Source organism: Flavobacterium sp. FlaQc-47 (genome assembly GCF_044006475.1).
In the GTDB taxonomy this organism is placed as follows: Bacteria; Bacteroidota; Bacteroidia; order Flavobacteriales; family Flavobacteriaceae; genus Flavobacterium.
Window position 1 is genome coordinate 124,120 of sequence record NZ_JBIPCQ010000006.1, and the last position, 25,558, is coordinate 149,677.

A 25,558-nucleotide genomic window follows, 5' to 3' on the forward strand; every position below is an offset into this window, starting at 1 on the left:
TCACCTGTATTTTAGCAATACAGGTGATCGTTTTTATATGTTTTGATATTTTTTTATTCCTGATAATTTAAAGTTCCGCTACCACCGGTTGCGTCATTCCACCCTATCGTTTGCAATAACCATGTATTTTGGGTTAAGGCTGTATTATTTAATCCGCTTATATAATAATTAGGATTAAATTTAATTTTAACGGCAGCACCATTGAAGTTATCCATTGGTGTAACTAAAGATGTGCGTATAAAGTTATTGTTATAAAAAGTAGCCAAAGTTGCTAATTGCGCTGTGAAATTTGCAGCATCCGGATCTGCTACAACCGCTGTACGGGCGGCGGCTGAAATAGGATCTGTTTTTTCTGAAGCAGCTGTATTTTTATATTGCAAAAAGTTTCCTGTACGCTGAGTTCCGTTTATTGGTGCTAAACCTAATTTACTAACTGTACCGCCTGTTACGCCCGGAAGTGTTTCATTGTCATAAAGCATCCATCGCTGAACATCCCAATAGCGTTTTCCTTCGTAGGCAAGTTCTACTCTGCGCTCATATAATACGGCTTCGATAGCAGTATATTTATCTGTTAATGTGCCAATTCCGTAATTATTTGCAGATGGAATTCCAACACGGTTTCTAATTCTCCCCAAATACGCTAAAGTATTACCTGTTTGTCCTAAAGCGGCATAACATTCTGCAATATTCAATAATAATTCGGCATAGCGATATTCAAAGATATCAGTTCCTGAATACTGGAAATTTGTTGCATTAGTAGCGGTAAGATTTGTCATTTTTCGAACAAAAGCAGGACTTGAAGCTGAGCTATTTCCATCAGCAAATCCTATTTTACTTGCACCATCTACCCAGCGGTACGTCCATAATGCAGCTGTAGCATTTTCTTTGTATGCCCATCTCACACCTGAGAAAGCAAATGTTCTGTAAAATCTTGGATCACGATTTACAAAAAAGGTGAAATCATTATATCCGTTAGCAGCGGTTGGTCTTCTGCCATCTGCCAGCGGGAATAAATCGATCATTTCTTTTGGAGCTGGTGTTCCTCCGCCAGATCCACCCTGACCCTGCAAACGAATTGCTTTTTCCCAGGAATTATTTGTAGTTTGAGCTGTATTACCCGGACCACAAAATTGCACTGTGATTGCTTCCGGACAAAAAGCATTGTCTACAAGAAACATTTGTTCCCATTGTTTGGCATTACTTCCCACTAATCCGTAACCATCTGCTGTTAATTGCGCTTCTGCTTCTAATCCTGCTTTTAAAGCGGCATTCCAGCGATCATTTGATCCGTCCCAGTTTTTGTTGAACAAAGGGCTGGCAAAGGTTAATAGAACACGGGATTTTTGCGCCATAGCTGCACCTTTTGTAACACGACCGTAATTTGAACCTGCAGCAGCCCAGTTACCCGGTAATAAACTTGCTGCCATGTCCAGATCTTTTACGATTTGATCTACAACTTCAGCAACTTTTGCTCTTGGAAGCTGGATTGCAGGGTTATCTGCAGCAGCATCCTGAACTGTTGTTACAATAGGAACGCCTCCATAAGTACGCATTAAATCAAAATACTGAATAGCACGTAAATAATACATTTGCCCTTTTGCCTGATCTCGAAATGTTTTATCAAGAGTTGCTCCTTTTATATCAATATCTTCGAGTAAATTATTACATTCTCTTATTCTGTTATAAGGACTATTGACAATACCAGTTCCTATTTTTGCACCATAATACGCATTTGCATCTGCCGCATTGACAAGGGTTTTGTTAGGATTAATATAGTCCTGTGTTCCTCCCAACTCTTCAGTAAGTCTGGAATTTGTATCTGTATACAATCCCACTAATGTTGCTACAGGAGATTTATAAGCACTAAAAAATTCATAATACTGATTGTCTACATACGCTTGTGTACGTTCCTGACTTTGGTAGAAAGTATCATCATACGAACCGTAATTTTTTTTATCTTCCAGAAAGTCGTCACTACATGAAGCACCTAAAACAATTAAAAGTGTCAGGGCTATATATCTGTTAATTTTTGTTTTCATAATTGTCATCGAATTTTAATTAGAATGATATGTTGAAATTAAACGACCACGTTCTAAGTGTAGGATATCCCACAGAAGAATTGTCATACATATTGCGATAATGATCCGGATATGGGTTGTATAAATCCCAAAGATTATTACCTGTTAATCCTAATGTTATGCTTGCTATTTTAGTATCTGCAAAAACTTTTTTAGGGATATCATATCCTATACTTAAATTTCTGACAAAGCATCTAAAAGTGTTCAATTGCCAAAAATCAGAAGGGCTTGATATATTCGACCATTGTGCCAGGTTAGGATATTTTCCGTTAGGATTATCAGCTCCGTACATATCATTCCAGAATGTTTCATGCGACCACATACTTGCCGCAGACGAAGTTCCTTGTTGTACTAAATCTACAAAAGTTGCACCACCCCATGAAGTTGAAATTTGAGTTCTTAAATAAAATCCTTTTGCTTTAAAACCTAAATTTGTTGTAAACCCATACGTTCTGCTGCTATTGGCTAATTTTATATAATCATTCTCTTTCATAATCTGACCGTCTGGTGCTCCTAAAGTTCCGTCAGGATTAAGTTGTCCTGCAACATCCTGATACGCTAAAGATCCTTTTGAAATTCCTGATGGAGCATTGATGTCAAAATATCTTGGTACAGTTCCTGCGGCTGTTGCACGCTCTGTTAAATACGCCCAATAGTTAGCAATATCTGCATCTGTACGTAAAATACCATCACCTGTAGAAGTTCCTTTCCAGGTGGCAAATCCCCATACCGGATTAAATCCTACTGACTGTCCTTCTCTTGTTGCATTATTAGAGGGAGCGACAATGGCCTGTGTTGGATATTTTTTAACTTCATTATCAGCATAGCTAAAGTTAATTCCTATATCATAACTAACGTCACTTTTTATTTTATCACTCCAGTTTAAGCTAAACTCAGCTCCCCATGCATCTACTGCAGCATAATTTTGTTCTGCAAAAGCACCTCCAATAGAAATTGGCACACCTGCAGCACTACTCATATCTGTTAACATATTTGTAGTTTTATCATAATAGAAATCTGCTGTAAAGTTCAATCTGTTTTTAAGCACATTTAAGTCAAAACCAAGGTTGTTTTTAACCGTTGTATCCCATGTTGCATCTCGGTTTGGGTTAACTCTGGGCGTCAAACCCGAAGCATTGGTTCCTCCATTTGAACCAAATTGGAAGCCTTTGTCAACGATGACATCATAAAACTGAACCCATTTCCAAGGCTGAAGGTTATCTTTTCCGGTTTTACCAATAGAATAACGAACTTTAAAGAAATCAACCCATGATACATTTCTTGAAAACCATTCTTCTTTAGATACTACCCAACCCAATTGAAGCGATGGAAAATAGCCCCAGTAATGCTCCGGAGCAAACTTTGTAGATGCATCACTACGGAAAAGAAATTGTGCCAGATATTTTGATTTATAACTATAATTAATACGTCCGAAATAGGAAAGTGTTCCTCCCTCTACTTTAGATGCCAGACTGTTAGCCTGATTTAAAGTTCCAGCTGTAGCAGCACTTCCTAAATAATCTTTTGATGTGTTTTCAAAAGCCAGACGTGTAGTCGTATTGTAGATTTCAGATGCCTCACCACCAACCATTGCACCAATTTGATGATTCCCAAAAGTTCTGTCGTAATTGATCATAAAGTCACCCTGGGTACTTTTACTGTCACTATTATTATAATAAACTCTTGAGTTTCTTACGTTAGTTTCTAAAAGATAATCCCCCTGAGGATTTGTATTCAGATTATAAAAACTTGGATCAGCTGCGCTTGCAAGGTGATTGTCCTGTGTTTCATAATTTCTGATTCTTACCAAGTCATAAGGCAATTGAATTTGCTCTGTATAATTAGAACTTTGTGTTCTTGAATAGGTAACTTTAGCAGAAAGTCCTTTTACAGCAGCTACTTTATAGTTCAACGAAGCATTTACGTTAGTCGAATTGTCATCACTAATTTGATGTGAACCATTATTTAAATTGGCAAAATAGTTCCATCCTGCGATTGTATTATTTGCATTTGCACTTCCTAAGTTTTTATTTGAATTAGGAAATGGCGATACATAATATTGCTGACCTCCAATAGTTGTTTGCCAAGGCACATGTTGCGGCATATGTAATAGGAACCCATAATCAGCCTGTTCTCCACCAGAAGCAGAGGCAAAACTACCATCACTAATATTTGCCGATGCCTTACTAAAAGTTTTATCGATAGTGCCTGAAGTTCCAGAAATGGAAGCAGATAACTCTAAATTTTTTGCGATTTTAGCATTAAGTCCGGTACGATAATTCCATTTATCATATTTTTGATATCCTAAATTCGCATCCTGAGTAAGGTAAGTTGCTCCTGCAAAATAGGTTATATCTTCACTACCTCCACTTATATTAAATGAATGTTTTTGCTGAATAGCCGGTTTCCAGGCTTCCTCTAACCAATCGTTATTGAGTCCTTTCATTTGTTCCAATTCTGCAGCAGAATACAATTTAATTGGATCAATAGTAGGAGTTTGATTGAGCAAGAATCTATTACTGAAAACGCCAAACTCGTAAGCATTCATTACTTTACTATGGCTAACAGCATCATTTACTGCAAATTGACTGTTATAAGAAAACTTTGCTTTACCCGTTTTTCCTCTTTTTGTTTTTACAACGATTGCACCTTGCGAAGCACGAGCTCCGTAAATTGCAGCAGAAGCATCTTTTAGTACAGTTATACTTTCAATTTCTGAAGGATCTAATCTGTTAAACTGTTCCAATGTAGGTTTTCCATTCGTAGGATCCACCTGAATCATATCGTCAATAATAACTAAAGGTATTGTTGAATTTCCATCTTTTGAAAAACCAAAAGATTGACGAATTTGAATATTTGAAGCTTCTCCAGGACGTCCTGAACCTCCAGAAACAGAAAGCCCCGGAACTAATCCTTTTAAGGCATCGGATAAATTAGTTACAGGCAGATCCATTAAATCATCTGGCTTAATAGTAGCAATTGCACCTGTAAGTTCTCTTTTTCTCTGAGTTCCATAACCTACAACTACGATATTATCCAGTTGATTTGAATCTTCGGCTAATTTTGCATCAACAACGTTACGACCGTTTAATGGAAGTTCACTTTTTTTCATTCCGATAAAAGAAAATACTAAAGTTGCTCCACTTTTTACTTTAATTTGATACTTTCCGTTGAAATCTGTTGTAACACCATTTTTGCTGGATTTCTCCGTTACGTTTACACCTGGTAATGGACTTCCAAAATTATCCGTTACAGTTCCTGATACTGACACAATAGTTTGAGTGGTTGAGTTCTGAGCATAACTCATAACAGTCATTAATGCAAACAAAAGAAAACTACATCTTTTTATAAGTGCTTGTTTCATAAATGTTTTTGTTTTGGTTAGGTTAGTAATATAAGTGTTAGTCATGTTTAATGTGGTTCTAAAACATCAACAAAATTTAAAGTAAACTTAAATTATTTATTAAATGTTAAATACACATTTATTAATCTTGATCCAAAAATATAACGATTGCGTATTACAACCGTCCTGTGCTATCCTGCTTCAATAGTATTATGCTAAAAAATTACACTTAAAAAAACAATATTAATAAAAATATGAAAGAAAAAATATATGTATCAGAAAAAATGAAGAATAACATTGAGTATAATCCAATACAAAAGTGCTTTTTTATAAAAAAAAGATAAAAAATAAGTAAAACCAATTCTACACTGTTTTATTCGCAAAATGTTCAAGTTGTATATTGATACATAATCATTTAAAGATGATGCCGTAAGTTGACAAGATTTACTTTTTGATGTAAAAACTACACTTATTAATTCATAAAATACGCACAACATATCTTAAAACTAAAGATAAAAGCTTACGAAACATTTTAAAAAAAATATATTTTTTTAAACGTAAATTCTGACCAAATGTTTTTTTTCCTAAACCTTGAAACTAAATTCTTGTATTTTGTTTAATGGTAAAAAGTTTTTTAATTATTAAAAGAATAAAAATAAACTAAGAAACTACAATTTTTTCATGGCATTAAACACTAACCTTGCTACTTCAGTTCCTCCGGCGGTTTGAAAATGTGTATTATCTTTTTGTCCATCAGGATAAGCCTCAAATTTGCCTGCTTCAAAATTCATAAAGTAATTTGTGGTAACAAAATCCTGTCCTTTTAAGGAAAAGAATTCCATAGATAATTCGTTTAAATCGATCAATTTTACGTTTAATTCCTTTGCTACATCTTTAACCGCTTGCGGATATTCGCCATGAACATTTGATAGTTTGCCCTCTTTCCATGGATAATTTCTCGCCACCGGAGTCATCAAGATTGGTATTGCACCTTTTTCTTTGGTTTGATTGCTAAAAAGACGCAAAAATTCTTTGTAACCTTCAATGTTTACATAACGCTCCGTTTTTTCTACCGATGCATCGTTATGTCCAAATTGCATCATTACGATATCACCTTTTTTAAGCGAATTATAAACCGAAGCCCAACGTCCTTCCTGAAAAAAAGTTCTGGTACTTCTTCCTCCTTTCGCCCTGTCATCAATTTTAACTTCAGTAGCATTTCCTAAAATAGATGCGACCTGTTTCAAACTGTCCTTCTTAAAAAAAGAGGGAAACATTTGCCCCCAGCCCACTTGCGGAAACTTTTTAGTTGGATAATTTTCCTCTAACGAATAATCTGCAACTGTCGAATCACCAATCAGATAAATTGTGGTCACTTTTGATTTAAAACTAAAAGCACTTAAAACCAATATTGAAATTAAAGTGAGTGAGAAAATTTTATATTTATTCATAGCATTTAGATTTTATTTATTTGGATTCCAGCCATTAAGAACCAATTCTATTTTATATTTTTTCAGGTCATCTTTTTTTAATTGATGCGACCAGGCCACTCTTTGAGATATATTTTTGGCACCTGGGCCTTTGCTTCCGTATTCTGCATAATAAGCCGTTTTGTCTTTATCAGGAAATCTGGTATCAATCCATGCGTTCCATCCTTCTGGTATGATATGCGAACCCATTTCAGTATTGATAAAAACAGTCTGAGCATATGGTCGCCATGGTCTGCCTAGAAAAACTTTATCAACTGTGCTGTCTTTTGCAGTCAATTTGCAATCCACAAATACAAAACCATATTTATCTGCCTGCACCGTCGAAGCGGCAGTAATATAGGAATTGGTTAAACTTTCGATCGTACATTTATAAAAATAAGCGATCGACGAGCCAAAAATAAAATCAGTTGTCCCGTTGATAAAACAGTTTTCAAAATAAGCCCTGACACTATCTTTTGACAAATAAAGCGTATCCTGATTGCCTAAAATAGCACAATTTTTCACGATAATACGATCGGCTTTAATGTTCAAAGCCACTGCCTGTCCTACTCTTCCGGCAGTATTTTGTACTGTAAGATTTTCTAAAGTACAATTATCTCCCTCAATTAAAAATGAATAAGAAGTCGAAGTTCCAAAAGCTGTTTTGCCAGCCGGATCAGCTTCTCTTAACGGTTTTCCGGAATAATCATCATAAGAAATTATTGTTTTATCTCTGTCAATTCCCTTCAGTGTAATGTTGGTTTTTGATGAAGGAATCACTAGTTTTTCCACATAAATTCCGGGTTTAATGGTAATGATGACACGTTTATCTGAGTTATCTTTTACATTGTTTACCGCCTCCTGAATCGTTTTAAAATTACCGGAACCGTCTTGCGCAACCGTTAATTCGAACTTATTATCAATAGTTTGCGCGGACAAAAATGTCGTTGCCAATAAAAATAAGCTTAGAATATATTTCATTATTTTTTAATTTTAATTATTGCCTTTTTTTTGTCATCTTGACGAAGGAGAAACTAACTTATTCCCTTTTTAATGCGACATCCAAACGGTCATTTCACCTTTGCCTTTATTTCCCCATGCAAAATACGGAATTAGTTTTACGCTGTATTCTTTTGTTTTTTTATCTGATAATGGTTTGTATAATTTTTTATTCCAGGCATTATCATCACTAATAAATGAAGTTGCAGTAATACTCAATAATTTTCTACTATCTAATTCAATAAAAGCTGTTGTGAATATAGAATTGACATTTAAAATAACATCATTTACACTTGTATTTGCCGGAAGTTCATTCGATTCTAAGCAATATACGATTGGACCTCTTTTTACGGCAACCTGATTTTTCACTTCTTCCACTAACGGATTGGCTTGCATTAATTCGATTTTCATCGGAATATCCAATTCTATAACATCTCCTTTTTTCCATTTCCGGTTTATTTTCAAATAAGAAGAAGCTTCAACCTTATCATTAATTTTTTTTGTATTGATTGTAACTGTTGCGTTTTCACTCCATCCCGGAATTCTTAAAAAAAATGCCTGATCTTGTTTTGGGGCTTTTACAATTTTTAATACAATTTTCCCGTCCCACGGATAATTGGTTTGTTGCTCAACTTCAAGAACTTCTCCGTTTAATGTTTTAGTTTTTAAAGTATTGCTTCCGTATAAATTGACATACAATCCTTCTTTGGAAAGATTATAAGCATAATTTCCAATTTCAGCTACGGTTCTGGTGACATTTGGCGCACAGCAATTCGATAATTTTATATAACCCTCACGCTCATTTCCCCATCGTTGTTGAAAAGGCAAATCATCAGAAACATTCAACGGATTGTTGTAACAAAATTTATCTCCCTGAAGGTTAACGCCTGATAAAACGCTGTTGTACAAAGCTAGTTCTACAATATCTGCATATTTGGCGTCTCCGGTAATTTGCAGCATTCTCCAATTCCATAAAACATTTCCAATATTGGCGCAGGTTTCGGTGTGAGCCGTCGCATTCGGCAATTGAAAAGGACGTCCGTAAGCCTGATGAATTTTCTGAACCACAGTTGGGTCGTAAGAAGTTCCGTCTGGCGAAACACCATCGTACAAAGCACCGCAAGCTCCGGTAATGTACATTTTGCGGTATGTTACATCCTCCCAAATCGATTCAAGATTGTCCAGTAATTTCTTTTCTCCGGTTTCTTCATATAAATCTGCAACTCCGGCGTATAAGTAATTTGCTCTAACAGCGTGACCCATTGCCGTGGTTTGCTGTCTAAACGGAATTCTGTCCTGATTATCATCTGTTCCGTCGTTTGTGGTTCCTCTAATATCAATAAGATTATTGGCTAATTCTAAGTATTTTGGATTCTTGGTGGTTCGGTACATTTCAACAATTCCCATATAATGGGATGGACAAATAGCATTTCGAGCCAGTTCAGGTGAAGCTTTTTTATAAAAATCATACAAATAATCGGCAACTCCTTTTGCAATATCCAGAAAATTGGTTTTTCCGGTGGCACGATAATGTACGCAGGCAGCGGTCATCAAATGTCCCATATTGTATTTCTCAAAACCCAATTGTTTTTTTACTTCTTCCGGTCCCAAAGTTCCCCAGCGTTCGTCGATTAAAACCGGCGTATGAATATAACCGTCTTTGCGTTGTACTTTCGCAAAAAGTGCGATAGCTTTATCCATTTCGACATCTAGTTTTTTGTCTTTTGTTACGGCATAAGTTGCTGCCATTCCTTCAAAAATTTTGTAAAAATCGCCATCATGGAAAGAAGGTCCGCTAAATTTTCCTTTCATCAAACCTGCTGCAATTTCGAAATTTTTATAAGCGTGCGAAATGGTATCGTTATGATACAAATCCCACATATACGGAAGTGTGTTTTTGGTTTCAACATCAAATTGTTCTTTCCAGAAACCATTTGTCCATTTTACATCTTCAAGACCTACACTTTGCAATTTAGAATAGGGACTGTTTGAATTGGCTACTAAACCTTTATTCTGTGCCATAATCACAGTTGAAAAAAGTATCGTTGATAATAGTATGACTTGCTTTTTCATTTTGATGATTTTTTGTTGTGATGATTTGTACGAGGATGACGAGGATTGCTAAAGCAAAACGCGGATTATCGCGGATTTTTTATCTGCTTGATCTGCTCAATTTGCGTGAAAAAATCAGCACGCAGATTTTGCAGACTGAGCAGATTTTTTCTTTCCACGAATTTCACAAATTTGCACTAATTTTTTTTTGATGAAATAGTCCAAAAAAAAATAATTCGCGAAGATTCGTGCAATTCGTGGCAAACCTTTTTTACCTGACAAAGAATTACTATTTATAATAAAATCTGTGCTAATCAGTTTAACCCGTATAATCTGTGGGCAATTTTTTACTTCACAAAGAAATTTATGGTTCGGTTCATTGAATCTCCATCGGCATCTTTTACTGTTAGTACAAAGGATGCAAATCCTGGTTCTATTGCTGTAAACTGAATCTCTTTTCCTTTTAAAACTACTTTTCCATTTTTAAGATCCGAGAAATTGTAAACCGGTTTATTCTCATATCCTTTGAAATAATCAGCTGCCGAAAGTACCGCCTTATCTCCCGAATTAATAAAGAAATGTGGCTGTGCCATCCAGTCTAAATAATTGTCCAGTTGCGTAAAACCATCTTTATCAGTGTCAGAATTGGCGTCAGAGAAATCTCCTGCTTTAGAATTTTCATTTAAACCAAACGCTTTTTCCCACCAGTTTGGTAATCCGTCATGATCTGTATCAAAATCTGCCGGACGGGTTTCTGTGGCAAAATCAGGCCATCCGCCTGCGTCTTGCTCGTTATCGATCATTCCGCCTAAACCGCTTTTGCTTCCTTTATAGGTAAAAGTTCCTTTTAAGGTTTCATCGACAATTCGATTATCGTGTTTATCAAAAAAAGGCTGATTGGCACCAACATCTGAAAGTACATTTTTATATGCCGCTTTCGCCGATTGTGTTTCAACATATGATTCAAAAAATGGTTTGTCAACAAAAGTTTCATATTCCACTATTTCCTTATTTGAAACCGTCATTTTTCTGCCTTTTTCCTGAGATTTTTCATCAAAATAACCCGGCATTACATTTCCGTTAAAATAATAACGCTGCATTCCTTTCCCAACTCCTTCATGTTGTGCATTTAAGGCAACAAAAATATCTGTAGAAGCTCCCGGTTTGTAAAAATTATTGACAAAATTTACTTCATTAGCTCCGCCATCTGTCGTGCGATGTCCCCAGTTATAAACTACATTATTGGTAATATCTACTTTACCGGAATAAAATCCGTCTCCGTTTAAACCACCGCCAATACTCCAGTTGCGACCGTAATTATGCGCCAGTAAATTGTGGTGAAAACTACCAATATCACCGCCAATTGTTGCCGCATATCCGTGCATTTTTCCTGCTTCGTACTTATCATGTCCCGCCACGTTTAAAGCTTCAGAAATTAAAGTGCGCTGTAACGTGATATGATGCGCGCCACGAGAACTAAATGATTCATCGATTGTCCAGCTTATCGAGCAATGATCGATTATGCTGTAATTTGCTCCCGTTAATCCCATTCCGTCAAAAGTAGTTCCGCCGCCAATTCTTACTTTTAAAAACCGAACCACACCATCATTTCCGGTAAGTCCAATTGGGGCTCTGCTCAATGTAATTCCTTCTCCCGGAGCAGTTTGTCCGGCAATCGTGATATAAGGCTGATTGACCACTAATCTTGATGCCAGTTTAATATTTCCCGATACATTAAACACAATCGTTCTTGGACCAATTTGCTGATTTACAGCATCTCGCAAACTCCCGGGACCATCATCGTTTAAATTTGTTACTTCAATAACTTTTCCTCCACGTCCTCCAACTGCAAAACGTCCGTAACCTTCAGCTCCTGGAAAAGCCAATTGCGCCGGTTTAAACGACCAGACATTTCCTAAAGTCACATCGCCTTTTGCATCAACTTCGTCAATACGCCAGTAATAGGTTGAGCCGCTGTATAAATCCGAAAGAGGAAATGATCTTTCTGTCAATTTTCCTTTAAATTCTTTCGAAGCTTCCGTTGCGTTTCCAACCGCTGCTGCATCTTCCCCAAAATACAATTTATGCGTTACTGCATTTTTTGAAGCATCCCATTTTAAAACTGAATTTTTCTCTGTCACAAAATGTTCGTCGCCATTTTTAGGTTCCGGTGAACGCGCCTGATTCATTAAATTGGGTGTATCAATTTCGAAACCGTTAATCACAATTTGTTTTACAACATCAGGATTTGTTACTGGATCAATTTCAAACCGAATAACTACATCTTTACCTTTTACGGCATTAAAACTGAGATACACCATTGCTGCATCGATCTTAGCATTTGCTCTTTGAGTTGCATTTACGGTTTCTGCCAACTTTCCGTTGATGTAAATTTTTATGGGAGAAAATGTTTTTCCTGTAATAACATCAAAAGCATTGTGAAAAGTTAAAAGCGTATGTTTTCCTGCTTTCAGTCCGCTTATTTTTAGTTCTAAATTTTCAGCTGTAACCAAACCATCACTTCCTAATCTGTTATAAAAAGGCGCATTCATCCCAACTTTATACCATTTTGAAGTAAAGTTTCCTTTGAGTTTAAAAGTTACATTATTGAAGGTTTTCTCGGCTTCTTTTGCGTCGTTGATTACCCACGAATCGTAATTAGGATCGTGAACTTCTTCTAATCTTCTTTGAAAAAAATCAAAATCAACTTTTACGATTTGTTTTTCCGTTGATTGTGCTTGTCCGTTTGCGGCAAAAAGTAATGCCAAAGCAAATGAACTAAATAATTTTTTGGTCATGTTTTTTTATTTTAATTGTATTTTTTCTTCTTCTGATCTATTCAGAAGATTGATTATATTTTTTTTTCTTTCTTCGGGAGTTACCTTCAAAATTTTCAATTCGCCATTTATAAGTTCTGCTTCAACAGTTGTATTCTGTTTTGCATGTAATTTAAAATGTACATTCCAGTCTTTTGGCCAGGCGGGAAAAAGATAAATTTTACCATCAGATTCCTGTAACAACATTTCCTGCATACCAATCATTCCTGCTCCTCCCCAATTATGATCCGGAACCCAATCGAAACCCGGACCCCAAAATGCGGGAAATCGTCGTCCGGAATCACTCATTTTTAATAAATTGTATTTTGCGGCTTCTTCAGTTAAACCTAATCTTGCGGCAAAAATATTGTCTTGTTTCCAGCCAATATGACTTCTGAATTTTATGGCATCCGTATCGTATTTCCAGGTATTCAAAGCGGTTTCTAAATCTGGTTTTCCAACGCCGAAAATTCCCCACGGATAAACCGGATACAATTGCGGCACTTCAGAATTATTAATTCTTTCCCACGATTTTGCCGGAACTAGTACTTTTCGATTCTCGATTGTACCAAAATTTAAAGGCGGAATTCTGGTTTGAAAACCTTTTAAATATTCCAGTTCTTCTTTTGATAATTGTTCCGTAGAAAGGTTTAAAAGATCTCTTGCAATTATAGTTAAAGCCGAAATCGTACTATTAGAATTATTCGCCATTTTATAGGTTTCGGCACCTGAACCCGGAAATAAAATTAATTTTCCATTTCCGTCCAACGCTTTTCTGCCTCTTTGTTTTGCCAAATATTGATAATGTTCATCAAAAAAACGAAGACAACTAATAATGAATTGATTGTATTTCTGAATGTCTTCTCCGGCATATTCTTTCTGTTGCAGCATCATTTGGCAGAATTCAAATACCGTGTCCCATTGATATTCAAGCCATGCATTATATTCCATTCCCGGATCGTAATCCGCGGGACGTTTCCAATCGTATTCGGCAGGATTTGGTAAACCAAAATTTTCCAATTGTTCTGTAAATGATGCGCCGTTGTGATTCCAATACACTTTACTTCTTAATTCGGCGTTTTTCTGAAGACTTAAATAATAATCCAATTGCGATTTCATCATATCAAAATCACCGCTTTTGACCATCGGAAAATAAACCAATCGCTGGTTTTGCGCCGTCATTGTTCCGCCACCCCAATTCCTGAAATCGGGTGTAAAATTTAAATCGGGGTTCGTAAAAACCGGATCAACCGTAAATAATCCGCCATTGAATTTTGTTGGATATTTTCCGTACGCATTACAGCCTAACATATAACGAAACAATTGATAATTTTGTCCGATTTGGTAAACCGAATCCTTCTCAATCGATTGATTTTTTTGCGTAAAAATAAAACTGCGGTTCCAGAAATCATTCCACCATTTTATGGTATTTTTTTCTGCTTGTTTTGAAGTATTTTTATTTGATGCAATTTGATTTTTAAGATCTTTATTCCAAACCTCTACATCAGATTGACCTGTATTTAAATAGATTTCTAAAGATTGTTTCTTTGAAGGTTTTATACTCGAAATTGAATGCCCTTTAAAATCAGTATTTTGATATTTACCTTCATAAGTTCCATCAGATTTCATATTAGTTCCCTGCATATAACCTCCAAAAGTCAAATTTGCCAAAGGATTTAGCATTTGATCACTTACCGATTCCATTTTTTGCTGTTTTACCGCAACATCAAAAACGGTTTGTTCTCTGTTTCTATGATAGAATTTCACTCCATTATTCTCAAAAGAAACGGAATCTTTATAGGTAATAATTTCACCTTGCGGAGCCCATTTATAAGAATTGGCATTGTTTGCTTTTCCTTTTGAATCCCGATTTTTATAACGCCAACTTTCATAAGAAGCTGTCATTTTCAAAGCTGTTTTACTTTCTAAATCGAAATGAATTACAGGTTTAAAAACATCCACCCAAAGTTTGATTTTGGTATTATTTTGAGCAATCGAAATATAACCGTCTTTTAAAACCAATTCCTGTTTAAAACCTTCGTTATCCTTAAACGGATTTGGTGTTAAGGTAACTTTTACGCGGCCTAATTTCATTAACGTATTATGTTCATCAAAAGTGCCGCTTCTGGAAAAATAAAAATACAAATCTCCTTTTTCTACCCAAACATTCAATCCAATATCGCCGCCACCCAACGGCATTGATTCTGATGCATTATTGCTTTGTGTATTCCAGATTTGATTGTAATTTTCAAGCACAGGGATTTGCGCTTTCGCGAAAAGCGTAATGAAAAGAAATAATATGTAAATTGTTTTTTTCAAGTTTATTATTTTGTTTGTTTCATTTTCAATACCTAGTTTGTCATTTCGACAGAGGAGAAATCTTCGCAAGTAGCTCCGCAACGAAAATCCAATCTTTGTCGAGTTTCTTGCGAAGATTTCTCCTTTCGTCGAAATGACAAAACTCCCCACATTGTTAGACCTGTAAGGTCTAAAATCCCTAAAACTTATATCTTCTAAAGACTTCAGCAAACACCAAGCTTAAATGACCTTATATCACTTAGATGGTAAAAAAACCTACCACTCATCCGTTCTAAATGACGAAACCGGCAAACCGCCCGCGCTAAACAATTCTGCTTTAGCAAAGTCTTTCCATAAATATCGTACTGCAACTGGTTTCGCTACTTTATCAGAAGTTAAAACCACCGATTTTCTTCTTACTACGGTCTTCGCCGGATAAAAAACTTTGTCTTCTCCCGCTAATTCAAAACCTAAAACCTCTTTATCATAAGATGTAATTCCGTTGGCAACATCATCAAAAGAAACGGTTACCGAACTGTCTTTTATTTCCATTGATTTATATTTCGGGCTCTCGAATTCGAAACCTTCAATTCCGTAAGTTCTTGCCAAAGCCTGAAAAGCCAATCGGTTTCCGCCTTTTTCCTTGTCCATTGGGTGAATGCTGTTTTCTTCGCCCACATCCATCAAAACTGCCATTCCTGAATTCGGAATTTCTTTTGAAGCTTTCAATTGTGCTTCTCTTAAATAAGCCGAATTGTACTTTTCCAGATAATCTTTTGGATGAAATGATGCATAATTAAACGGCGCAATCTGAGCGTAATAAAAAGGGAAATCGCCTTGTTTCCACAAAGTTCTCCAACTGCTTACCATCTTTTTCATTAAAGCTGCGTATTCTGAAGCTCTCTCGTAATTTGATTCTCCCTGATACCAAATACAACCTTTGATTCCGTAACCAATTACAGGCGAAAGCATTCCGTTAAATAAAGTTGTCGGAACACGATTTGGATCTTTTGCCAATTCTTCTTTTGTGGTTGGAATTTTAGCACTTGCAAAATCTTTCAGCATTTCCTGATTCATCCACGCTTCCATGCTTGAACCTCCATACGAAACATGAATCAACCCAACCGGAACATCTAAAACTTCCTGTAAAAGCGAACCAAAATACCAGGCCGTGGCACTAAAATTTGAAGTTGATTTTGGCGAAGCCATTTCCCATTTTCCTTCAAAATCAGTTAAAGGTTCTAAAACCGTTGCACGCGGAATCGTAATTAATCGAATGTTTTTATTGGTTGATCTTACAATGATTTCGTTTCCGTTTTTCACGGGCTGACCCTGAAAACCCTTCAAAGGCATTTCCATATTTGATTGTCCTGAACACAACCAAACTTCGCCAATCAAGACATTTTTTACGATTACTTTTTCTGTTCCTTCAACAACTTCAATTGTAAATGGTCCGCCAAAAGAGGGTGTTTGTAAATCTGTTTTCCATTTTCCGGAATTATCTGCTTTGGTTTTATAGATCTTAGAATCCCATGACGTTTTAATCACAACATTGGCATTCTTTTCTGCCCAACCCCACATTGGCGCATTCGACTTTTGCTGCAGCATCATATTATCGGTAAATAAAGCCGGCAATTTGATTTTTGCATTGATTTGGAAACTTGCTAAAAACAAGAAAACCACAACTATATATTCTTTTAAATTTTTCATTCTTTTTTATTTTTAATCTATATCTAACGGGGAAATCCCGACGCTGCTATACTAATCGTTCATCGGGTTAAAACCCGACGCTACAATATGAATCGTTCCTCCGGAACTTTTACGTTACGCAAAAGAACCATCGGCTCGAACCATATTGTAGGGCTGGACTTTAGTCCAGTCTACAAGGCACATTATTTTTCTTTAACGATCTTAACCGGCCCTAACAATCCGGCTTTTAATAAAATCCCTTCTTGTAATCTAAACGGTGCTGTTGTCCAAGTTAACCTTTCTTCTTTTGGTAATTTATCATCACCAATTAATCGGTTTGCCCAGGTATTTGTGATTTTAATTTCTATCGTGTTTTTTCCTTTTTTTAAGGCTTCAGAAATAGCTGTTTTGTATGGAAATGTCCAGATTGTTCCGCAGTTTTTTCCATTAATACTAACTTCTGCAATATTTGCAATTATTCCTAAATCAAGCCACAATTTCTCATTAATTTTTCCTTTCCAGATAAAATCTTTTTTATAGATAACTGTTCCTGAATAATATTTAATTTTTTCTTCAGATGAAGTACTCCAATCAAACAATTTATCTGTTTTTACAATTTCTTTTGGTCCGTGAAATTCAGGATTGAATTGTAATTCCCAGTTTTCATCTAAAGTTTGAACGGTTTCTACTTCAGCATAATTTTGTTTTTTATCCGAAATAGTTTCTTTAGTTTCTTCTTTAAAAATGATAAAACAAGATTCGTTTGCCTCTAGTGTAATCGGAATAATAGTTCTTCCGTTTTCGATTTTCCAATCTGATAAAACATTAGTTTCGTCGGTTACAGGATTATACAATTCCGGTATTTTTCCGCTTATGCGAAAGGAAACCTCAACATTTCTTTTTTCTTCTTTTTGATTCGAAAGAAAATAGATTTCTTCTTCATTAGATTTTCTGTGTGTCCATGCAATTGTTTCTGAATCGGCTCTGTTTAATTTCGGAAGATAAACATCTTGTTCGATACCGATTAACGTGAAATCATTTCCTAAATACGGCAATTTAATTACAATTCCTTTTCCGATTTTCCAGGTTGATGAATTAGCATTATTTGTCCAAATTTCATCAATCACATTCTGCCATTTTTTGTGATTTTCCAGAGATTGCATTCCCGGTTGTAAATCCGGTTTTTCATCAATAAAAATAGTGGCTCCGTTTTTTAGTAGTTCAAATATTTTTTCGGCTGCAGCCAAAGAAATCATTTTATTGGGTGCCATTTTATGACTTCCGGGAAACAATAAAGCGCCGTATTCAATTCCGCCACCAAAAGATACTTTTCCGTTTTCGACTTTGGCATTATTGACAAAAACATCGGCGTTAAAAGAATCGTATTGATAACCGTTTAATGGATTTATCCATTGCGACAAATCGGTATTATTTTTAGAATACGTAACTTCTTTAGGCATTTTTGTCGTTGGCTGACCTTCATTTTCTAAACGTAATTTCTCGCTTTCGATTCTTTCCTTTCCAAAAACATTCGGAATAAAAGGCACTAAACGATCCGGCACAAAAGAGCGTGAAGGAAAATCTTCGCCAATAAAAACCGCTAAATCAATAACCGGTTTTCCTTTTTGTAATTGAAACTGCACTCTTTCGCAATATTCAAACCATGCTTTTCCGGGTTTCCACCAGGTTTGGTCTCTTTGGAAAAAAGTTCCGATATCGTCCAGAGTCATTCCCGGTTTTCTATCCTTCCACGGATTATGTACAAAAACGTGGTAAAACAATCGGTTTATTCCTAAAGCATAATTTCGGTCTGCCAGCGTTTTTAAATTTCCCGGATGCTCGTCCCAATCCATTCGTAAAGCGGTAAAAGATTCTGCCTGAATAATATCTTTTCCGTAAATATGTCCGCCGGAAATGGCATCGATTATATCAAAAGGTTTATCGTGCGTTGGGCTTTTTAGCCAAAATTCTCCACCTGGATAATCGACATATTTAAAATGCAGTAATGCATCACTCATCATTGTTGGCGCCACATTTTCTGAACTTAACTTGACATTGTTTTCTTTGGCAATTTGAGCAACTGTTCCGTAGAAATTATCAGCAACCAATTCGGCAATTGTTTTGCGTACATCGTATAAAACTTTCTCTGAAACATCAGCACTTTCAATTGGAATTCCTGCCATAACTGGCAAATAATCTACCAAATTATAACCGCGTCTCTTTTGAAATTCGGCCTGAAAAACCGAAGACCAGTTTTGGCTTCCGCATTCCCAGCTATCAAAATGTAAAATTTCTAACGTTTTTGCAGCCAAATCAGGTCCGATAGTACGAACCATTTCTCCAAACCAATGATCGAGCTGAAAACGAATTAACTCGGGATTAAACTTATCAACTTCTAAACCTTTTCCGGCTCCGCCCGTAGCATTTTCATGTCCGGTCGAAGTATGTCCCATTCGGATAATCTTCCATTTTCCTTTTGGTGCTTTCCAGTTCAAATTTCCGTTGGCATCCACTAAATTTGAAATATTGATAATTTCAGATTTTTTGAAAGACTCCGAATTTGGAATTTGTTTTGCAGAAGTTTCCGGACTCAAACGCCAAACTGCTCCAGATTTTCCTTCGAAATTGTCAACCAATGCCTGATTTGAAAGTGTAATTTTACTCACTTTTAAATTTTGTTTCCATTTCGCAAAATCCAAATCTTCGGCACCGGGTTCTGTACCAACAGGATCGTAAACAAATCTGAAATATTTTGCCGTAACGGGTGTAATGGTATGTGTGTGGGCGAAATCCATGTCCTGCCAGCCGTGACGCGGTGCAACCATTCTTTCGTGAAATTTAAAATGAATTCCGTCATCGCTTACTTCAACAATTAAACGCTGTGCCTGAAAATCCCTTCCTTTTGTTTCAATCACAATAGATTTGCAAGTAAAAGGCTTTTCAAATTCATATTGAATCCAGCCTTTTTCGGCAAACTTAAAATTCTCCTCTTTTTTAGGATCTGCCAAAAATGAGGCGTCTGTATTATTTGAAGTCGTAACTTTTGGTAGTTGTAATTGTGAGTTGGTTTGAAATTCTTTTACGGGAATTGCAAAAGTCGCAATGTCTTTATAATACTCTTTGTAATGTTCCGGAACGGGTAATTTTGTATTAATTAATTTTCCTCCTTCAGTTTCTATTGAAGACCAAACTACTTTTTGCATCGACATTTCGGGCGTAATCCAAGGGCCGCCGGCAACGGCAAAACCATCAGCTCCGTGAAAAGCGATTTTTAAACCTAATCGGTTGGCTTCCTGAAAAGCCCAATGAATCATATCCCAAAATTCAGGACTCAATTGCAAAACCGGAGGATCGATTAATGGCGGATTTGCCGGGCCTTTGATCGTCATTAAATACGCGCCTGCAATTCCGCCTTGTTTCATGGCTTCTAAATCGGCAGTAATTCCGGCTTTAGAATAGGCCGATTTCATCCAATACCAATATAACCAGGGTTTTGAGGATTCGATTGTGGGTTGAAATTCGGTTGTTTCTTTTTTATGAATTTCCTGTGCGGAAACGAATCCCACAATAAGTAGCAATACAGTCAAAAGTCGGAAAGCCGAAAGTCGAAAGTCCATTTTAAAAAGAAAAAATTGTTTTTTTTGAAACATCATTAATTATGCTTTTCTAATCTGCTTGATCTGCCAAATCTGCGTGAGTAAATTTTTCTCGCAGATTTAGCAGATTTGGCAGATTATTTTTGATATTCTTTGTCTAATATTTAAATTTCTTTAAGCTTTCTTCCAATCCATTTTTCGTTGCTGAAAACGGAACCAGATAAAAACTATATTGATAATCTCCTGATTTAATCTGATATTTTTCTAAAGGTTGCGCAACTGCTGTCCAGCTGTCATTTCCTCCCACTCCCATTTGAATCAAATCGATATTTACGGTTAAAAATCCCGGGTCTTTTAAGTCAAAAGTATGTTTGGCAGCGCTTAAATTTTCCTGTGTATACGGCCATGCGCTCATGCTTAAAACTTTTGCATCATCAACAACCAATAAACCTTTATTTTTTTGAGGCGTTGTAAAAGCCATCCATCTTACCTCTGTTCTATTTGCATTTTCCTGAGGTTTTACATAGTGTTCCAGAAAATCATTTATTGGCAACGAATATTTCCCTACGAAAGAACCAAAACTTCTGTCGATATAGTTTTCCAATTCTCCTTTTCCGTACCAGGAAATCTGATCAAATTTTCTCTGAACACCCATTTGCATTCCGATTTTTGGAATGTTTGGTAATTTGTTTGTGGCTTTCAAACTATAGTCGACTTTAATGATTCCGTTTTTATTGATTTTATAAACGACCTGAACTTGTGCGCTGTCTTTTATCACTTCATAATCGCTTGTAATTGTTGTTCCGGCAATTGTTGTTTCCATTTTAGTATTTACCAATTTTGGCTTCGCCTGGTACCAAGGTTTTAAAACTTTAAACGATTTCCATCCTCTTTTATCATTATCGGTAAGTGGTCTAACAAAATTAGGCATCAACGGAGCAAAAACCTGTTCTTCGCCATTGAAAACATATGAATTCAAAGCACCGTTTGTTTTGCTGATATTGATGTCAAAAGTTTTTCCTTTGATTTTAAAATCTGAATCGGTTTCAGAAGTTTTTACCTCAACATTATCTTTTGTAAAATCTAAAACTGCTTCTGATTTTTTCAACAGAAATTGATCTTCCGCGACAGCGTAACCTTTAGAAGCCCAAGGTTTATCTTCTGAAAGCTGGAATTCGATATTCAGAAAATATTCGGCATCTTTTTTCAATTTTGGTAAATACTGTTTTACATCTAAAATGGTAGATTGTCCAGCTTCTATATTGAACGGTTTTAGAACTTGAGTTTTAATCACGTTTCCGTTTTCCAATATTTTTAAAACCGGAATATATTCCGCCAAAGATTTTACCGCCTGACGATTTTTTATTTCTAATTGAAAATTGTCTTTTAAAGTACTTGTCGCTGGCTGATAAATCCATTTATTTTCAAAAATTGATCCTTTTGGTTTTCCGTTAGAATCTACAATTCCTTTTGTATTGAAATTTCCATCGTGGTATTTTTCGCCAAAATCTCCTCCGTGAGCAAAAAATTCCTGACCTGTTGCAGGATCTTTTTTCAACAATCCCTGGTCTTTAAATTCCCAAATACAACCGCCGATAACTCTTGGAAGCGAACGAAATTCATCCCATAATTCTTTTAGATTTCCAACTGAATTTCCCATCGCATGAGAATATTCGACAAAAATAATTGGTCGTGTATCTTTCTTTTGATCTACTAAAAATTTAGGTGTAAAAATGCCCGGGTAAAAACGGCTTACCATATCTACATACGGTTCGTCTTGTGGATTTTCAAATCGATAAGCGTGATCGATCGTTTTAGGATATCTCGGATCAAGCGGATCAATATATCCGTCTAATCTCGGATTTCCCTGCGCCGGTTCGTAATGTACGGGACGCGTAATATCAAAATCATGAACCCAACCCGCCATTGCTGCGTGATTTGGTCCTTTTCCACCTTCGTTTCCTAAACTCCAAAAAACTACCGATGGATGATTTTTATCTCTTTCTACCATTCTGGTCATGCGCTCTAAATAAGCATTTGTCCATTTTGGATCATTAGCTAATTTCCCGCCAATTCCGTGTGTTTCCTGATTGGCTTCGTCCATCACCATGATTCCGTATTGATCGCATAACTCATAAAAATAAGGATCGTTTGGATAATGACTGGTTCTGATAAAATTAAAATTGAATTTTTTAATCGTGGTTATATCTTGTTTGATATCGTCGCGATTTACCGCTTTTCCTTTTGTGGGATGCTGATCGTGACGGTTTACGCCATACACATACGTTTCTTTTCCGTTGATGAGCATTTTTCCGTTTTCTTTAGAGAATTCGATAGATCGAAAACCAACTTTACAGCTTTTTGCTTCTGTAATATTTCCTTTTGCATCTTTAATGGACATTACCAAAGTGTATAAATTTGGCTCTTCTGAACTCCATTTTTTTGGATTCGTAATATTTTCTTTAAACATCCCAAAACGCACATTATCCAGACGAGGATAACTTTCGTTAATCATATCAATAACCGGTTTTTGAAGCGGTTCTTTGAATAATGCTACATTATTGGCATCGTACAATTGTGCCTGAAAAGTATAATCTTTGATTTTTTCGCCTGTCAAATTTTCAACTTTTGGTCTCAATTGAAAAGAAGCATCTTTATATTCTTTGTCTAATTTAGTTTGATAAAAGAAATCCTGAATGCGCAGTTTTGGCTCGGCCATGATGAAAACTTCGCGTTGGATTCCACTTACGCGCCAATGATCCTGATCTTCCAGATACGAACCGTCAGTCCAGCGAATTACCTGAACTGAAACTACATTTTCTCCTTCTTTCAAATAAGGTGTAATATCAAATTCTGACGGAAGAAAACTGTCTTCGCCATAACCCAGAAATTCGCCGTTTAACCAAACCTGAAACCCTGAACTTACGGCACCAAAATGTAAGGTCACCGTCATATCTTTCCAATTTTCAGGTACTGTAAAACTACGCTGATACGAACCAACACCATTATAATCTTTAGGAATAAAAGGCGGATTTATAGGTCTGAAAGGATAAACCGCACTTTTATAAATGGGAATATCATAGCCTTTTAATTCCCAATTGGATGGCACTTCGATTTTGTCCCAACCTGCAACTCTTCCTTTATAGAAATCTTTTGAAGCTTCTTTAAGATTTGATGCATATTTAAAATCCCAATTGCCGGTTAGCATTTGCAATCGGCTTTTTGATCTGTCGCCTTTTAGCGCATCTTCAATATTAGTGTACGAATATCCCGTTGCTCTTGAAGGTTGTCTGTTGATGCTTGTTACCGTTGGATCTTCCCACGGAGCAAATTCGTATTTTTTTGGAACCTCAGGAATTCCTGCAGGTTCACCGGTTACGGATTGGGCGTGAATGTTAATTGTTGAAAGTAAGATGTGAAATGTGAAATGTAAAATGGGATTCGAAAATCGAAACCTGAAAAATGGATGAATATGAATGGACATTATTTTTATATTATTCATTATTACCTTATTATATTGTGTAGTCCCTACGGGACAAAATTGATTTTGCGAATATTTTTTTTTGGCTACCAACATTTAATTCCTAACGGAATATTTCAGAGATTAAATGTTGATTTCTACCGATATTAAATTCCTAACGGAATATCTCCTAGAGATTAATTATTGATTCTTACCAACATTAAATCCCTACAGAATATCTCGTAGAAATTAATATTCGTAACCTTAATTCCAATATTAAATTCCTAACGGAATATCTCCTAGAGATTAATTATTGATTCTTACCGACATTAAACTCCTAACAGAATATCTCGCAGAAATTAAATGTTGGTAACACAAAGCGTCCCTTTTTAGTCAAAATGTCCCATAGGGACTACATTTTTATCACTACCACTGAAAAAACTGAGACTGCGACTGAAAACTAAAAACTATTTCTTCTTCTCCGGCGGTGCAACAAAATTCATTTCACTTTTCCCTAAATCTTTAGAAGTTGCAATAGCAATTCCTCTTTGTTCTGCTTTGTTTACAGCACAATAAAAATGATATACTACTCCGTTATATTTTACGACAAATGATTTGTGTGCAAATAAATTATCATACGGTTCAGAGGATTTAATTAAATCTTCGCCTTTCCAGTCGGTCCAGTTTTGCAAATCATTTGAAACTGCAAAACGGTTAAATGCACCTTGATTCCAACCCGTCCAAAAAGCTCCAAAATAGAACATCACCCAAGTATCATTAATTCGCTGAATATAGGCATCTCCTGAGATTCCTTTATGATGATTGATTAACGGTTTATTGCCATAACGTTTCCATTCTTTCATATCGTTTGAAACAGCCATAGCGATACGCTCTGCACCCTTAGCAGGATTTATACTATCGCCACGAGCATTGTAATACATGATAAAATTGTGTCCTGTCAATTTATCTTTATCACGAATCACACTATTTTTATACATTGTACTATTATCCCACCATTTAGCGTCTTTGTCTTTTGGAGATAAAACCGGTTTTTCTAAACGCTCAAATTCATGTGCTTTCGTTGGCGACTCTTTGGTATACGCCATTCCGATTGATAAAACTCCGGCTTCATAACCTTTGCTGTCTCCGCCAAAATAACTCATCCAATATTTATTATCGTATTTTTCCCATTCGTAACTTCCGCCCCAGGTTGGATCTTGCAGCGAAATATATCCTGCTTTTTGGTTCACATCCCAATGTTGTTCATTTTCTGAGAAAGACATTACTTTTCCTAAATGTTTCCAATGCAATAAATCGTCACTTTCTGCCAGCCATGTTTCGTAACCTCTTCCGCCGTAAATTAAATAGGTCATGAACCATTTTCCGTCTTTTCTGAATACACTCGGACAATCCATTTTATATGAGTTGTCTGTTGGCACCATCACCAAACCGTATTTGTAAGGCGTTTTTATTTCGTTGTAAATCTCCTGCATTACGGTTTCGTTGATTTCTCTTTTCTTGTATTTTTGAGCTGTGCAACTGCTTATGAAAAGCGTTGTAATCGCGATGATTAGGTGTTTAATTTTCATTCTTTATGTAATTTTGGTACGTTTTTGAACGCGGATGAAACGGATTTACTTCGTAAAGTGGCGGATAAAAACGGATTTTTTCTTTCTCTTTGTGAATTTGAATTAGTGAAATAATCGCACAAAGTCACAAGTTTTTCTATAATCTCTAATCTTGCTTCTTGACTCTTAA

General features: G+C 36.0%; 11 protein-coding genes. All 11 read right to left on the reverse strand.

Features of this window, described 5'->3' with window-relative positions:
- Positions 1 to 53: 53 nt before the first annotated feature.
- Positions 54 to 2,039, reverse strand: a complete 1,986-nt coding sequence (locus ACHRVX_RS18895) for a RagB/SusD family nutrient uptake outer membrane protein (protein ID WP_395335031.1) — start codon at positions 2,037 to 2,039, stop codon at positions 54 to 56.
- A gap of 19 nt (positions 2,040 to 2,058) precedes the next feature.
- Positions 2,059 to 5,442 carry a SusC/RagA family TonB-linked outer membrane protein gene (locus tag ACHRVX_RS18900; protein ID WP_395335033.1) on the reverse strand — a complete coding sequence of 1,128 codons (3,384 nt, stop codon included), beginning with the start codon at positions 5,440 to 5,442 and terminating at the stop codon, positions 2,059 to 2,061.
- Between the two features lie 647 nt (positions 5,443 to 6,089).
- Positions 6,090 to 6,872: a rhamnogalacturonan acetylesterase gene (locus tag ACHRVX_RS18905; protein WP_395335035.1), complete on the reverse strand. Its 783-nt coding sequence runs from the start codon at positions 6,870 to 6,872 to the stop codon at positions 6,090 to 6,092.
- A gap of 12 nt (positions 6,873 to 6,884) precedes the next feature.
- Positions 6,885 to 7,871, reverse strand: a complete 987-nt coding sequence (locus ACHRVX_RS18910; RefSeq protein ID WP_395335037.1) for a pectinesterase family protein — start codon at positions 7,869 to 7,871, stop codon at positions 6,885 to 6,887.
- A gap of 69 nt (positions 7,872 to 7,940) precedes the next feature.
- Positions 7,941 to 9,962: a glycoside hydrolase family 127 protein gene (locus ACHRVX_RS18915; RefSeq protein ID WP_395335039.1), complete on the reverse strand. Its 2,022-nt coding sequence runs from the start codon at positions 9,960 to 9,962 to the stop codon at positions 7,941 to 7,943.
- A gap of 326 nt (positions 9,963 to 10,288) precedes the next feature.
- Positions 10,289 to 12,739 (reverse strand): polysaccharide lyase family 1 protein, encoded by a 2,451-nt coding sequence (locus ACHRVX_RS18920; RefSeq protein WP_395335041.1) that lies wholly within the window; start codon positions 12,737 to 12,739, stop codon positions 10,289 to 10,291.
- Between the two features lie 6 nt (positions 12,740 to 12,745).
- Complete coding sequence (locus ACHRVX_RS18925) at positions 12,746 to 15,076, reverse strand: DUF5703 domain-containing protein (protein ID WP_395335043.1); 2,331 nt, start codon at positions 15,074 to 15,076, stop codon at positions 12,746 to 12,748.
- A 255-nt stretch (positions 15,077 to 15,331) separates the two neighbouring features.
- Positions 15,332 to 16,765, reverse strand: a complete 1,434-nt coding sequence (locus tag ACHRVX_RS18930) for a sialate O-acetylesterase (RefSeq protein WP_395335046.1) — start codon at positions 16,763 to 16,765, stop codon at positions 15,332 to 15,334.
- A gap of 182 nt (positions 16,766 to 16,947) precedes the next feature.
- Positions 16,948 to 20,361, reverse strand: a complete 3,414-nt coding sequence (locus ACHRVX_RS18935) for a glycosyl hydrolase (protein WP_395335048.1) — start codon at positions 20,359 to 20,361, stop codon at positions 16,948 to 16,950.
- Between the two features lie 136 nt (positions 20,362 to 20,497).
- Entirely contained in the window at positions 20,498 to 23,842 is a 3,345-nt protein-coding gene (locus ACHRVX_RS18940) for a glycoside hydrolase family 2 TIM barrel-domain containing protein (RefSeq protein ID WP_395335050.1), read from the reverse strand.
- 425 nt (positions 23,843 to 24,267) lie between these two features.
- The gene (locus ACHRVX_RS18945; RefSeq protein WP_395335053.1) at positions 24,268 to 25,389 is read right to left on the reverse strand and encodes a glycosylase; all 1,122 of its coding nucleotides are present in this window, start codon (positions 25,387 to 25,389) and stop codon (positions 24,268 to 24,270) included.
- Between the last annotated feature and the right edge of the window lie 169 nt (positions 25,390 to 25,558).

Excerpts from the sequence above, each read along its gene's own strand:
- ACHRVX_RS18945 (WP_395335053.1), bottom strand. The coding sequence starts at position 25,389 with ATGAAAATTAAACACCTAATCATCGCGATTACAACGCTTTTCATAAGC.
- ACHRVX_RS18910 (WP_395335037.1), bottom strand. The coding sequence starts at position 7,871 with ATGAAATATATTCTAAGCTTATTTTTATTGGCAACGACATTTTTGTCC.
- ACHRVX_RS18930 (WP_395335046.1), bottom strand. The coding sequence starts at position 16,765 with ATGAAAAATTTAAAAGAATATATAGTTGTGGTTTTCTTGTTTTTAGCA.
- ACHRVX_RS18915 (WP_395335039.1), bottom strand. The coding sequence starts at position 9,962 with ATGAAAAAGCAAGTCATACTATTATCAACGATACTTTTTTCAACTGTG.
- ACHRVX_RS18900 (WP_395335033.1), bottom strand. The coding sequence starts at position 5,442 with ATGAAACAAGCACTTATAAAAAGATGTAGTTTTCTTTTGTTTGCATTA.
- ACHRVX_RS18940 (WP_395335050.1), bottom strand. The coding sequence starts at position 23,842 with ATGAATAATATAAAAATAATGTCCATTCATATTCATCCATTTTTCAGG.
- ACHRVX_RS18920 (WP_395335041.1), bottom strand. The coding sequence starts at position 12,739 with ATGACCAAAAAATTATTTAGTTCATTTGCTTTGGCATTACTTTTTGCC.
- ACHRVX_RS18895 (WP_395335031.1), bottom strand. The coding sequence starts at position 2,039 with ATGAAAACAAAAATTAACAGATATATAGCCCTGACACTTTTAATTGTT.
- ACHRVX_RS18935 (WP_395335048.1), bottom strand. The coding sequence starts at position 20,361 with ATGGACTTTCGACTTTCGGCTTTCCGACTTTTGACTGTATTGCTACTT.
- ACHRVX_RS18905 (WP_395335035.1), bottom strand. The coding sequence starts at position 6,872 with ATGAATAAATATAAAATTTTCTCACTCACTTTAATTTCAATATTGGTT.